The sequence below is a fragment of the Mucilaginibacter sp. HD30 genome (genome assembly GCF_054061755.1).
Genome location: NZ_JBSSEO010000001.1, coordinates 3,030,848 through 3,044,618, shown reverse-complemented (window position 1 = coordinate 3,044,618; position 13,771 = coordinate 3,030,848). Strand labels below are relative to the sequence as shown.

The window sequence follows — 13,771 nt, the reverse complement described above, 5'->3', positions numbered from 1 at the left end:
TGTGCTGATATTAAATATGCAGATTTGCTGATTTTTGAATAGAGTAAATGAAAGATAAGCCTAACCTGATTGTTGATTTGACATTTAATTTTTCCATCAAGGTGATCCGTTTTTCGGAGGAACTGGAATCTAAAAGAAAATTTAACATGGCTAATCAACTTTTCAGATGCGGAACGTCAATAGGAGCAAATGTAAGGGAGGCCCAGGGCGCAGAAAGTAAGATTGATTTTAGACATAAATGTAAAATAGCATATAAGGAAGCAGAGGAGACAGAGTATTGGTTGTCGTTGTGTAAGCATTCTGACAGTTACCCATACGAAGAAAGTCTGCATAGTGATATACAATCTATTATAAAAGTATTAGGGAAAATTATTTCATCAACGCATTAAAAAATTATCTGCACATCTGCACATTCGCACATCTGCATATAACTAACATAGGGGCATGAACCAAATAATAAATAACTTAAAAGGAGATCGCTGGATATGGCTAATAGTGATATTGCTTTCGCTTATATCATTGTTATCTGTTTACAGCGCTATTGGTTCGTTGGCCTATAAGCGTGGTGTAGGGGCAGAATCCATATTAATAAAGCACCTTGCTATAATAATTGGCGGCTTAATGCTGATGTACATTTCGCACAAACTGGATTACCGTTATTATGCCGGTATCAGCAAATTGCTGATGTTTATCACTATTCCGCTTTTGCTATATACTTTGGTTTTCGGTTCCAAATTGAATGAAGCCAGCCGTTGGATAGCTATACCCGGTACTGGCTTAAGCTTCCAGACATCGGATATGGCTAAACTTGCCTTGATCACGTATCTGGCAAGGCTGCTATCGCGTAAGCAGGAAAACATTAAAGACGTTAAGAACTCATTTATCCCAATTATGGGTTCGGTTTGTCTGGTGTTTATATTGATAGCATTGGCTAACCTTTCTACTGCTTTAATGTTGTTTGGTGTAAGCATTTTGTTGCTGATAATTGGCCGGATAAGCATTAAGCAAATAGCAGTAGTATGTTTGGCCGGAGGCGTGTTACTTGCAGGAGTGGTGCTGTTGGGCCCTCGCAGGCATACTTACATGTCGCGTTTTAACACGTATATGCACCCTGAGTTGGCTGATCCGGATAAATCATTCCAGGCAGATCACGCCAAAATAGCCATTGCCAGCGGTGGTTTCCTGGGCAAAGGACCGGGCAAAAGCACCGAGGTGAATTATTTACCCGAAGCTTACTCTGATGAGATCTACGCCATTATAGTAGAAGAATATGGCATGTTAGGTGGCATAGTGCTGGTGGGCATTTACCTGTTCCTGCTTTATCGCTGTATAAAAATAGTAACACGTGCGCCGAAGGCTTTCGGGGCTTTATTGGCCGCCGGACTAAGCTTTAGCCTTACCATACAAGCCTTTGCCAATATGGCCGTAGCGGTTGGCCTGGGGCCGGTAACCGGTGTGCCTTTACCGTTTGTGAGTATGGGTGGTACATCAATGCTGTTTACCAGTATAGCCTTTGGTATTATATTATCGGTAAGCAGGGATATTGATGAGCCAAAAGGAGCAGAGCAAGAGGAAGCAAGGACAGGAAACAAAGTTATTGTGGGGCAAATTGCGTGATATGGGATTTCGAATTTCGAATTTTCGGATTTCGAATTTAAAAATAGAAAGTAAGAACTAATAGATCGGGGAAATAATTTATTAATCGGCGTAATCAATAAATAACAAATCGGTGGAATCACTAACAGGTAAAAGGATAATCATTAGCGGCGGCGGCACAGGTGGGCATATCTTCCCGGCTATTGCCATTGCCAATGCTTTGAAAAAACTGGATCCTAAAACCGAAATATTATTTGTTGGGGCAACCGGCAGAATGGAAATGGAGAAAGTGCCTGCGGCAGGTTATCGTATTATCGGGTTGGAAATACAGGGCATACAGCGCGGCTCTATTGTGAAGAACCTGATGTTCCCTATAAAACTGATCAACAGCGTGCGCAAGGCACTGCAAATAATAAACGATTTTAAACCCAATGCATGTGTGGGTGTTGGTGGATATGCCTCGGGGCCGCTTTTGTATGCGGCTTCATTAAAGGGCATACCCTATTTGATACAGGAGCAAAACTCTTATGCGGGCATCACCAATAAATGGCTGGGTAAAAAAGCACAAAAAATATGTGTTGCGTTTGATGGAATGGAAAAATTTTTCCCCGGTGCAAACATCATCAAAACAGGTAATCCTATTAGGCGTGAGTCTGTAGATATTGCCGGTAAGCAACGTGAGGCCTTGGAGAACTTTAAGTTATCAGCATCAAAAAAAACCATTTTGATTACAGGTGGCAGCCTGGGTGCGCGTACTTTGAACAATAGTATAAAAGCGGGTTTAGACAAATTGATAGCGGCAGATGTGCAGTTGATATGGCAAACAGGCAAGTTTTATTATAAAGATTTGATAGCCCAACTGAGCGAGGATTACCACCCAAATGTGCGTATTAAAGAGTTTGTAACCAGAATGGACCTGGCCTATGCAGCGGCGGATGTTATTATATCACGCGCCGGTGCAGGCACTATAGCGGAACTATGTGTAATTAAAAAGCCGGTTATACTGGTACCATCGCCAAATGTGGCGGAGGACCACCAGACCAAAAACGCGCTGGCTTTGGTGCAAGAGCGTGCGGCAGTTTTTATTGCTGACAGGGATGCCGAAACCAAGCTGGTTGATAAGGCTATTGCGCTTTTAAATGATAAACACGAACAAAAAATATTAAGCGATAACATTGGTAAACTGGCCATGCCAAATGCTGATGAAGTTATTGCGAAAGAAGTTATCCAAATAACAATTAACAATTAATCCCGGCTCTCCTCTTCAAAAGGAGGAGAGCTTTTTTAAAAACATGGAACTACAAAACATACAAAGGGTGTACTTGGTAGGCATAGGCGGCATAGGCATGAGTGGCCTTGCGCGCTATTTCCATAAATTGGGTTGTATTGTTTATGGGTACGATAAAACGCCTACTGATCTGACCGATCAGTTACATAACGAAGGCATACAGGCCTCTTTTGATGATAACAGCGAATGTATCCCCAAAAGCTTCCGCGATTTTGACGAGGGTACGCTGATAATTTATACTCCGGCCATCCCAAAAGATTCTGCCATACTTAATTTCTTTAAGAGTAAGGGCTTTAATCTATATAAGCGGTCGCAGGTGTTGGGGCTTATCAGTAAAGGTAAATACACCATAGCTGTTGCAGGTACGCATGGTAAAACCACTACGTCAAGCATGGTTGCGCATATACTTAAAGATTCGGGCAAAGATTGTTCGGCGTTTTTAGGTGGTATCTCATCCAACTACCAAACCAATGTGTTATTTGGCGATAATGATATTGTGGTAGTTGAAGCTGATGAGTACGACAGATCGTTCCTAACGCTGCACCCCGATATAGCCATTATTACTTCGATGGACGCCGATCATTTGGATATCTACGGCAATCACGCGCAGTTGACAGAATCTTTCCAGTTGTTTGCTTCGCAGATAAAACAAGGCGGCACACTTATCCATTATAACGGCTTGCCGCTTAACGGAGGATTAACTTACAGTATTGACGGCGCTGCCGATGTACGTGCGGTGAACATACGCGTTGAGAACGGCGACTTTTATTTCGACTTTAACAACGCGGACATCAGCATTACAAACATAAAGCTGGGCATTGCCGGTTTGCACAACATAGCCAATGCCACAGCTGCAATTGAAGCGGCATTGCTGGTAGGGGTAAATGCCGACGATATAAAAAAGGCTTTGGAATCATTCCGCGGGGTTAAACGCAGGTTTGAATATATATTGAAAAACGATCAGCATATTTTTATTGATGATTATGCGCACCATCCGGAAGAGTTGAAGGCGGCTATATCATCAGTAAAGCGTTTGTATCCTGAAAAAAAACTCACAACAATTTTTCAACCGCATTTATACACCCGCACCCGCGACTTTGCCGATGGCTTTGCCGAAGCTTTAGATATGAGCGACGAACTGTTGATGCTGGATATCTATCCGGCGCGAGAGTTGCCAATTGAGGGGGTAAATTCTGATATGATCATGCAGCGCATGCAAAGCCCTAACAAGCAAAAATATAGCATGCAGGAAGCCCTTGAAAAAGTAAGAAAAGAACAACCCGAACTGCTGCTAACAGTAGGAGCGGGCGATATAGATACATTGGTACAACCATTAAAGCAAGCCTTACAGCATGTGGAATAAAAGACTATGGCGCAACATTTTTATAGGATTTTCCTGGCTTATTAGCCTGGGCGGTCTGGTTGTGCTGATGAGTTTTATCGGGGTAAAAAAAGCCGGTGTGGTTTGTAAGGCCGTAAAGGTTTACATCCCGGGCAGCCAGTTTTTTATAGATAAACAGGAGGTGGACCATATTTTACAGTTGGGCAATTATGCGCTGGTGGGTTTAAAGATGGAAAACATCAAAATGCACGAGCTGGAGAACAGCCTAAAGGCTAATCCTTTTATTGAATATGCAAAGGTATACGGCGACATGGACGGCACTTTAGTGATTGAGATAAGTCAGCGGCAGCCTATTTTACGCATGCTCAACCGTTTTGATCAGGATTTTTATATAGATCAGCATGGACTGAAATTGCCATTGTCGCCCAACTTTACCGCTCGTGTACTTGCGGTGAACGGCTTTATTGAGGAACCATTTGGCGGTAGGGTAGATACACTGCACACACCAATAGCGCGTGATGTTTTTAAAACAGTGAGTTACATCCATAACGATGCCCTTTGGGATGCGCAGATAGCGCAGGTATATGTTAACGCCGACCAGGAAATTGAGTTGATACCCCGTGTGGGCACTCAGCGCATCTTGTTAGGCAATGCAGATTCGTTAGACGTTAAATTTAAGAACCTTTTAGGTTTTTACAAGCAGGCTTTGCCAAAAGTAGGCTGGGCCGCATATAAAACAATCAATATAAAATACACTAACCAGGTAATTGGTATAAAAAATACAAAAGCCGATTCGTTAAATGCAGTAGCGCCTGCGGTTACAGATTCGGCCACATTAAAAAAAGATACATCTCAAATAATGCATTAATATGGATAAAAGTTCAACTCAGGAAAAAAGTTCGCCCATTGTAGTAGGGTTAGACATTGGGACTACCAAAATATGCGCAATTGTAGGCCGCCGAAGCAAGAACGGGAAAATAGAAGTGTTGGGTGTTGGCAAAGCCGAATCTGCCGGAGTAACGCGCGGTGTGGTTTCTAACATTGATAAAACAGTTCAGGGCATAGGCCAGGCGGTTGATATTGCAGGCACGCAATCAAACGTAGAAATACGGGTTGTAAACGTGGGCATAGCGGGGCAGCATATAAAAAGCTTACAGCACAGGGGCCTGATCACCCGCCGCGATCTTAAGGAAGAAATAGGCCGCAAGGATATTGACAAGCTTATAGAGGATATGTATAACCTGGTTATGCCTCCGGGCGAAGAGATCATCCACGTATTGCCGCAGGAGTTTACTGTTGATGGCGAGCCGGGTATAAAAGATCCGATAGGTATGGCAGGTGTACGTTTAGAAGCCAATTTTCATATCATCTCGGGCCAGGTCACAGCAATAAAAAATATCGTTAAGTGTGTCAACAAGGCAAGCCTGGAGAGTCAGGAACTGATATTGGAGCCATTGGCTTCGTCTGAATCGGTTTTAAGCGACGAAGAAAAAGAAGCCGGCGTTGTATTGGTGGATATTGGTGGTGGTACTACGGATGTAGCTATCTTCCATGAAGGCATTATCCGCCACACGGCTGTAATACCATTTGGCGGCAACAGTGTTACAGAGGATATCCGCGAAGGTTGCTCGGTAATGCGCAACATAGCGGAGCAGTTAAAGGTGCGTTTCGGTTCTGCATTAGCCGAAGAGAACCGCGAGAACGAGATAGTATGTGTTCCGGGTTTACGCGGCCGTGAGCCAAAAGAGATCTCGGTTAAAAATCTGGCCTTTGTTATCCAGGCACGTATGGAAGAAATTGTAGAGCACGTTTACTACGAGATCAAATCGTCCGGCTACGAAAAGAAACTGATAGCGGGCATAGTAATAACCGGCGGTGGTGCGCAATTAAAACACTTGCCACAGTTAGTTGAGTTTGTAACGGGCTTAGATTGCCGCGTTGGTTACCCTAATGAGCATTTGGCTAAAAACGAACTATTGCCTAAAAATGTTTACGAGGAAATGCAAAGCCCAACTTTTGCTACCGGTATTGGCTTGCTGATTAAAGGAATCCAAAAAATGGAGTATGATGGCTTGACATTGCCGCAGGTAGAAGCACGTACAGAAAAACAAAAATATACCGATGAGCGCAAGTTTGGCTTGTTGGGTAAAATATTAGAGAGCGGAAAGAAGTTTATTAAAGACGATATAAAGGACGAGGACTTTTTGAAATAATAGCTGCGCTGTCATGCTGAACTTGTTTCAGCACCTCATTAGTTATGCAGGCGTGTATGCCCTGTGAGATGCCGAAACAAGTTCGGCATGACATATGTGAGGAGGGCAGTGGTAATTTTCAACAAGCCGTTAATTTTTCCACATTATGTACAATTGTGGAAAACGCTTGTGGAAAATGTTATATTATTACAATGGTTTAATCTACTGAATCGTCAAATACCAAATGGCTGAAAAACAAAGACTATGCAATTTGAGATGTTAAAAGAAAAGTCGTCTATCATCAAAGTTATTGGTGTTGGCGGCGGTGGTGGCAATGCGGTTAACCACATGTACAAGCAAGGCATTACCGGTGTCGACTTTATAATTTGTAATACCGATGCCCAGGCGCTTGAGTTAAGCCCCATCCCTAACAAGGTGCAATTGGGTGCAAGCCTTACAGAAGGTATGGGCGCAGGCTCTATCCCCGAAGTTGGTAAAAACTCGGCTATTGAGAATATAGATGATATAAAGCAAATGCTGGGTACCAATACCCGCATGCTTTTTATAACCGCCGGGATGGGTGGTGGTACAGGTACAGGCGCGAGCCCTATAATTGCCAAAGCCGCCCGCGAGCTGGATATTTTAACTGTGGGCATTATTACCACTCCTTTCTCTTTTGAAGGCAAGCGTCGTCGTATGCAGGCCGAAGAGGGGATGGAAGAGTTTAAAAAATATGTAGACTCTTACCTGGTAATATCAAACGACAGGCTACGCCAGATCTTTGGTAACCTTACATTAGGTTCGGCATTTGCACAGGCTGATAACATATTGACTACTGCCGCTAAAGGCATTGCCGAGATCATCACACTGCCGGGCTACATAAACGTTGACTTTAAAGATGTGCGCACTGTGATGAAAGACAGTGGCGTATCTATAATGGGTAGCTGCGCAGCCGAAGGAGAAAACCGTGCGCTTAAAGCTGTTGAAGGAGCTTTAGCATCACCATTGTTAAAAGATAATGAGATAGAAGGTGCGCGTTATATATTGCTTAACATAAGCTCCGGTGAAAAAGAAGTAACCATGGACGAGGTGAGCATTATTACCGATTATATACAGGAGGAAGCAGGCTTATCAGCAGATCTGATATGGGGTAACTGCCGCGATGAGAGCTTAGGCGATAAGCTATCGGTTACAATTATAGCTACAGGGTTCCAAACTAAAGACGAGCGCGAGAAAGAGCATAACAGCAAGAAAGTTGTATCAATGCTTATGCCTGATGCGCCGTTAGTAAGGCCGGTTAATGAGTTTATAACCCCTGTTAACGATGCGCCTGCTACAACAAGCACTCCTTACCTGAAAGGTCAGAAAGAAGAACAACAACCGCAAACAGGTTTGTTTGATCTTTTTGCCAAACCACAAGTTACAGAGGAAAATGCAGACATAGTAAAATATAATCTGCAGGAAGAAGAAACTGTGGCACAAGCATCTGAAAATGATTTGCCTGAGTTTACTTTCAAACTGTCTGAACCAACTGCGTTGTTAGATATGCAGATAGAAGATATTGAAGAGGAAGAAGAAGAGCCGGTGCAGGCAGAAGTAGCGCCAGTTGTGCTTAAAGGCGCCGACGATAATAAAACCGATGAATCTATTGAGGAGCAGCTGCGTAAATCGCGCGAGCGTATTATGCGCCTTAAAGATCTGAGCATGAAACTGCGCAGCGGCAATATCCAGGAAATGGAAAATGTGCCTGCCTATAAGCGCAAAGAGATAGCCTTGCAGGAGCCCCCTCCATCAAACGAGACACAGGTATCAAGGTTTTCCCTGCTTCCTGATGATGAAGGCAGAACCGGCATCCGCAACAACAACTCTTTCCTGCATGATAATGTAGATTGATTTTTAGAGACAAGAATCAAGAGCCAGGAGCCAAGATATTTTTAATAGCTTGATTTCTGGCTTTTTTGCTACAAAAGGCATCTTAGTTCTTGGTTCTTGTCTCTTGCTTCTTATATAGCTATATTTGCAATTTTAAAATACAGTACATTGGATTTATTTGATAAGATTTTGAAAACCGTGGGCGGCCCGCTTGGACAGCATCAGAAATGGGCTCACGGTTATTTTTCGTACCCTAAGTTAGAGGGCGAAATAGGACCCCACATGATGTTTAACGGGAAGGAACATTTGGTTTGGAGCCTTAATAACTATTTAGCTCTGGCTAATCATCCCGAAGTAAGGGAGGCTGATGCCAAAGCAGCCGCAGACTACGGAATGGCTTACCCCATGGGTGCCAGGATGATGTCTGGAAATTCAATCCATCACGAAGAGTTAGAAGCCAACCTCGCCAATTTTGTAGGTAAGGAAGATGCATATCTGCTTAACTATGGTTATCAGGGTATGGTATCAATAATTGATACACTGGTTGATCGTAATGATGTTATAGTGTATGACGCTGAATCGCATGCCTGTATAATTGATGGTTTGCGTATGCACATAGGTAAGCGTTATGTATATCAGCATAACGATATTGAAAGCTGCGAAAAGCAACTGGAACGTGCTACCCGTTTAACCGAGCAAACCGGTGGGGGGATACTTTTAATAACCGAAGGTGTTTTTGGCATGTCGGGCGCGCAAGGCAGGTTAAAGGATATAGCTGCTTTAAAAGAAAAATTCAATTTCAGGATGCTGGTTGATGATGCACATGGTTTTGGTACCATGGGCAAAACAGGTGCGGGCACACACGAGGAGCAGGATTGTATTGACGCTGTTGACGTTTATTTTGGCACCTTCGCCAAATCAATGGCAGGTATAGGTGGCTTTGTAGCTGCAGATAAGCAGATTGTTGACTATCTGCGTTATAACATGCGCTCGCAAATCTTTGCAAAAGCGTTGCCTATGCCAATGGTAATAGGGTTGAAAAAACGCTTTGAGTTGCTGGTTTCTCAACCACAACTGCGCGAAAAACTTTGGCAAATAGCAAACGCCCTGCAAAGCGGTTTAAAAGAACGTGGGTTTGATTTAGGTGTTACCAATACTATGGTTACCCCTGTATTTTTAAAGGGCGATCTTTACGAAGCTACCGCGCTTACCCGCGATCTGCGCGAAAACTACGGCATATTTTGTTCTATAGTTATCTATCCTGTTATTCCTAAAGGATTGATAGTTTTAAGGCTCATTCCAACCGCGGCCCATTCTTTAGCGGATGTGCAACGCACGTTGGATGCCTATACCGAAATGGGCGAAAAACTTAAGGCCGGGCATTATAAAAGCGATAAAGTTAACGCAGTTTAATAAGCTGATATATATTAGAACGAAAATGCACCTGTCTTAAATGTTAGGTGCATTTTTGTTTATAGAAAAAACACTATAAAATCCTCATAATAAGTAGATTTAGTGTTTAATATCGTTAATTCTTAAAAAAAACAGCTTACTTAATAGCTAAAATTTTTTTTTTCAATAAAACATATTAGATTAGCTTAACAAAAACAAAAAACCTCAAATTATATTAAAAAAAGGAGCAATTTAAATGGAAAAATTTACTGAAGTTAAAAACTTAATTGCGTCACTGGAAGCAGATGCAGACAAGTTTTACAACAAAGGCAACAGCGCTGCCGGAACCCGCGTACGTAAAGGTATGCAAGATCTGAAAAACCTTGCTCAGTCAATTCGTTTGGAAATTCAGGATTCCAAAAACAAAGCTTAATTAGCTTTTTTGCTGATTATAGAAAAGACATTTAAACCCCCGATCACTCCGGGGGCTTTTTTATGCAGTTATTTTTGCAAGCTCTTTTTTAAACTGATCAACCGTATCACTGCCAACCTGTACAAGGGGCAGGCGCACGGTATCACCACAAACGCCCAGTAGTTTTAAGGCTGTTTTAACCCCGGCGGGGCTGCCTTCAACAAAGCACAAACGTGTAAAGTCTATTAAGCTAAAATGACCTTTTTGGGCAGCAGTATAATCGTTATTAAGGGCGGCCCGCACCATATCAGATGTTTGGCGTGGCAAAGCATTCCCAATAACGGTTATAGCACCCACGGCGCCAAGGGCTATCATAGGTAATGTAACCGGGTCATCGCCAGATATCAGTAAAAAACCCTCTGGCTTATCGCGCATTATCTGGTTAAACTGGTCAAAATTGCCGGATGCTTCTTTGGTGCCAATAATATTTTTAAAATCACGGGCGAGGCGTACAGTGGTATCAGCACTCACATTGCTGCCCGTGCGGCCCGGAACGTTGTATAATATAACCGGAAGCGGCGAAGCCTCTGCTATTGCTTTATAATGCTGATATATGCCTTCCTGTGTTGGTTTATTGTAAGATGGGCTTGCCGATAGAATGGCATCATAGCCGGTAGTATCAAATGCTTTTATCTGCTCAACCACATCGGCAGTATTATTGCCGCCAATGCCGGCAACTAAGCCAATGCGCCCGTTCACCGCTTGCGCAGTGAACGCCCATACCTTCTTCTTTTCTTCTGCGTTCAATACAACATTTTCGCCCGTAGTGCCTAAAGACACTATGTACTCAACGCCACCCTCAATTAAATACTCAATCAGGGTTTTAAGCGCGTCAAAGTCTATTTCTCCGTTTTGTTGAAAAGGTGTTATAATAGCTACACCCGTTCCGTAAAATTTGTTCATTGTCAGAATTAAAAGGTCGCTAAGATAATAATTTTAGTTGTGGATGTGAGGTTTAAACTATTAAATCTACTGCTTCTGTAGACAATTATTAAAAATTTATGCCCACCCTAAAGGCCGAACCGGCATTAGTTGCCGAATTGAATGATCGCCCATACATTACCCTAAAGCTAAAATACTGCAACCCTATTCCAACTTCGTAATAGTTTTTTAGCTCCGGTGTTGACAGGTAGTTAACGTTTAAGATCTCCTGTAATTTTAACTTGCGTATTAAGGGCAACTTATTAGTAATAAAGCCCGAGAAGTTATGTTCAAGATGCCCTTCTAAATATTCGGTGTTTGTACTGTACTTATAATAATCTAATAGCATAAAACTGTTTAAACCACCCTTATAAAAGAGTACCTGGTTGCCGCTAAAATGATGATAATCTGTATAGAACAAATTTTTGTTGCTCAGAAATTTTCCTGCCGAAATATAAAACGATGTTTTACCGTAAACACCCATGCTGAGGTTTGACTTGGAGATATCTGCCGAAACCTGGGTATAATCTACGTCAGATCCCAACACGTTCCTAAGTCCCCTTGTAAGTGTAAACCCAACAGTTGGATATTTTGAAGATACATATCTTCGCCCGCCAGGGTAGGTCTCGTACTTGTTGCTAAAGTTGTAAGTAGTGCGTAAGCCTATTTTAAACGAGTTATTATCCGCAAAAAGCGGCACATCAACCCCCGGTACCAGCGGGTTGTTAGAAGTAAACACTCTATCTCTATTGAAAAAACTGAAGTTAGACGAGTTGGCTAACCAGTGCCTCTCGGCCCACTCAACACCCAAACTGCCCTGCCATCCGCCGGCAATACGCACACCCAACGATGCCGCAGCAAAAGTTTTTTGATAGAACTTTTGAAAATTCTCTCTATATAATAATGTATGGCCAGTATTAATAATGTTTTTGATAGGTTGGGTATTATTCATGTCTAAAATATCAGAGCCGCCGCTTATACCAAGATTGAATCTTCCAACTGGTATGTTCACCGCGGCATTAGCATTTAACAAGCGGTTAGCAAAACCGTAGCGCAAATTGCTGCGGATACTAAGGTTGCGATTGTTAAGCGTGTCTATCCTTTTTACGTATGATGCGCCATAGTTTATGGCAAGTCCTTCAACGGTATTAAATAACAGCGACGCAGGTATAGCATCAAAGTGAAAAGATTCGCGCTTATAGCGGTTGCGGATATTGATACCACCGATAATGAAATTGCCCAGCCTTACTTTGTTGTTTCGGTTGTCTAAAGAATCCAGATATTCTTTTGATTCGCGTTTCCGCGCTAACACCTCTTTTTTCTGATAATCTTTTTTTTCTTCCAGCGTTAGCGGTATCGGCCTTTGCTCCAGCCAGTACAAGCTGTCTTTTTTATTTACATCGCGGGTAATACGCAACAGTTCATTAAAGTTCTTTTTGCTAAAAGTTGGATTAAGGTCGTAATTGTTGTAAACAGAAACAAAATATCCGGCCAGTTTAAAACCAAGCAATCCGGCTGTAAAATCAAACCTAACTGTTGATGGCATCCATGCTTTTTGATCAACAGGTAAAAACTGCTGATTTATTTTAACTGTATCAACAAACCTTATGTTAGCTTTTTTGGTAATAAAAAGTTCAACGCCTACCACGCGCCAGTTATCCTCCTGTATGTAAATAAAACCTTCAAAACAGGGGTCGTGCCCGCGGCGCGGAATTACCTGTATCTTGTTTACCTCCTGCCCGTCTTGCGTGGTTTGGCCTATATATTTATAACGATAATAAAACAGCGCGTTATCAGCAATGGGTGATACAAGTGGCCGCAAGATTATCTCATCCCAGTTTTGATAGTTCTCATAAAAATCCACTTTCAGGTCTGATGCCCTGTTATAACTGAACGCCCGGTTATTGCCCGATACTTTTGAGGATATCATTTCTTCATGCACCTGGTCCGGGTAGCTAAAGCTGTATTTTGATTGCGATTCTGACAGATAGACAATACCCCGCCTGTTTGAATCAAGGCCCATCCTGCTAGTCATCTGTTCAATATCGCGACCTAAAAAACGCTTTGGCGCATCTAACAGCTTTTGCAGCCCCTTAATATATACATCAGCAGTATAGGCTTTAACTTGCTGCAAATAGAATTTACGCTTTTTAATTGCCTGGCGAATGATGGCGTAGGCAGGATCTTCGCCTGTTGCGCTAATGGATACGGTTTGCAGCTGGTAAACCTCTGGCTGGAGTGTTATATTTTTTGCCTGATTCTGCTTGAGGTCAATTGCAAACGCTTCCTGCCTGTAGCCTACAGCTTTATATATTATGGTATGCAACCCTGTTTTTAGGTTGAAGGAATATTCACCTTCGTTGTTGGCAGAGGTGCCTGTTGTTGTATGCTGAATATATATACTCGCAAATGGAACCGGCCGGCCAGATTCATCTGTAATTTTTCCTGTTAAAGTAAATTGTTGCGCCGAAGCGGAAAAAAATATAAATAGTAAACAGACTGAAAACAGGACAGGTTTCATGCGCATATATATGGCGCTAATATGCGTTTAATTAATACAACTATATGCTGCTTACGTGTTAATTACTGTTAAATTTTAATACCCTGCAAAACAAAAAAACCTGCTTTACTTTTGGTATTGCAGGTTTGGTGGAAATATAACCGTTAGGGGTCTCCGGTTCAATTAGAATATATAT

The 13,771-nt window shown here is 42.4% G+C and carries 11 protein-coding genes; 9 read left to right on the top strand and 2 right to left on the bottom strand.

All coding sequences use genetic code 11. The features are described 5' to 3' along the window. Window positions 1-47: 47 nt before the first annotated feature. The 9 genes from ACVW2L_RS14545 to ACVW2L_RS14505 all read left to right on the top strand — a co-directional run bounded on the left by ACVW2L_RS14545 (window position 48) and on the right by ACVW2L_RS14505 (window position 10,115). Window positions 48-389 (top strand): four helix bundle protein, encoded by a 342-nt coding sequence (locus ACVW2L_RS14545; RefSeq protein ID WP_457128688.1) that lies wholly within the window; start codon window positions 48-50, stop codon window positions 387-389. Between the two features lie 55 nt (window positions 390-444). Next, a complete protein-coding gene (locus ACVW2L_RS14540) occupies window positions 445-1,617 on the top strand; it encodes an FtsW/RodA/SpoVE family cell cycle protein (RefSeq protein WP_457128687.1) in 1,173 nt (390 codons plus the stop codon). Between the two features lie 112 nt (window positions 1,618-1,729). Next, entirely contained in the window at window positions 1,730-2,845 is a 1,116-nt protein-coding gene (gene murG, locus ACVW2L_RS14535; RefSeq protein ID WP_457128686.1) for an undecaprenyldiphospho-muramoylpentapeptide beta-N-acetylglucosaminyltransferase, read from the top strand. A 43-nt stretch (window positions 2,846-2,888) separates the two neighbouring features. Then, window positions 2,889-4,247 carry a UDP-N-acetylmuramate--L-alanine ligase gene (murC, locus tag ACVW2L_RS14530; protein ID WP_457128685.1) on the top strand — a complete coding sequence of 453 codons (1,359 nt, stop codon included), beginning with the start codon at window positions 2,889-2,891 and terminating at the stop codon, window positions 4,245-4,247. After that, complete coding sequence (locus tag ACVW2L_RS14525) at window positions 4,237-5,094, top strand: cell division protein FtsQ/DivIB (protein ID WP_457128684.1); 858 nt, start codon at window positions 4,237-4,239, stop codon at window positions 5,092-5,094. The genes murC and ACVW2L_RS14525 overlap by 11 nt, the downstream gene beginning before the upstream one ends. Before the next feature lies 1 nt (window position 5,095). Beyond that, window positions 5,096-6,439, top strand: a complete 1,344-nt coding sequence (gene ftsA / locus ACVW2L_RS14520; RefSeq protein ID WP_457128683.1) for a cell division protein FtsA — start codon at window positions 5,096-5,098, stop codon at window positions 6,437-6,439. Window positions 6,440-6,682: 243 nt separating this feature from the next. Then, window positions 6,683-8,311: a cell division protein FtsZ gene (gene ftsZ / locus ACVW2L_RS14515; RefSeq protein ID WP_457128682.1), complete on the top strand. Its 1,629-nt coding sequence runs from the start codon at window positions 6,683-6,685 to the stop codon at window positions 8,309-8,311. A 147-nt stretch (window positions 8,312-8,458) separates the two neighbouring features. Then, on the top strand, window positions 8,459-9,703 hold the full coding sequence (locus ACVW2L_RS14510) for an aminotransferase class I/II-fold pyridoxal phosphate-dependent enzyme (protein ID WP_457128681.1): 1,245 nt from the start codon (window positions 8,459-8,461) through the stop codon (window positions 9,701-9,703). Between the two features lie 235 nt (window positions 9,704-9,938). Beyond that, window positions 9,939-10,115 (top strand): histone H1, encoded by a 177-nt coding sequence (locus ACVW2L_RS14505; RefSeq protein ID WP_457128680.1) that lies wholly within the window; start codon window positions 9,939-9,941, stop codon window positions 10,113-10,115. Window positions 10,116-10,175: 60 nt separating this feature from the next. Here the strand turns inward: ACVW2L_RS14505 and dapA are convergent, their stop codons facing one another. After that, window positions 10,176-11,057 (bottom strand): 4-hydroxy-tetrahydrodipicolinate synthase, encoded by an 882-nt coding sequence (gene dapA, locus ACVW2L_RS14500; protein WP_457128679.1) that lies wholly within the window; start codon window positions 11,055-11,057, stop codon window positions 10,176-10,178. Between the two features lie 88 nt (window positions 11,058-11,145). After that, window positions 11,146-13,596: a DUF5686 and carboxypeptidase regulatory-like domain-containing protein gene (locus ACVW2L_RS14495; protein WP_457128678.1), complete on the bottom strand. Its 2,451-nt coding sequence runs from the start codon at window positions 13,594-13,596 to the stop codon at window positions 11,146-11,148. Window positions 13,597-13,771 lie beyond the last annotated feature (175 nt).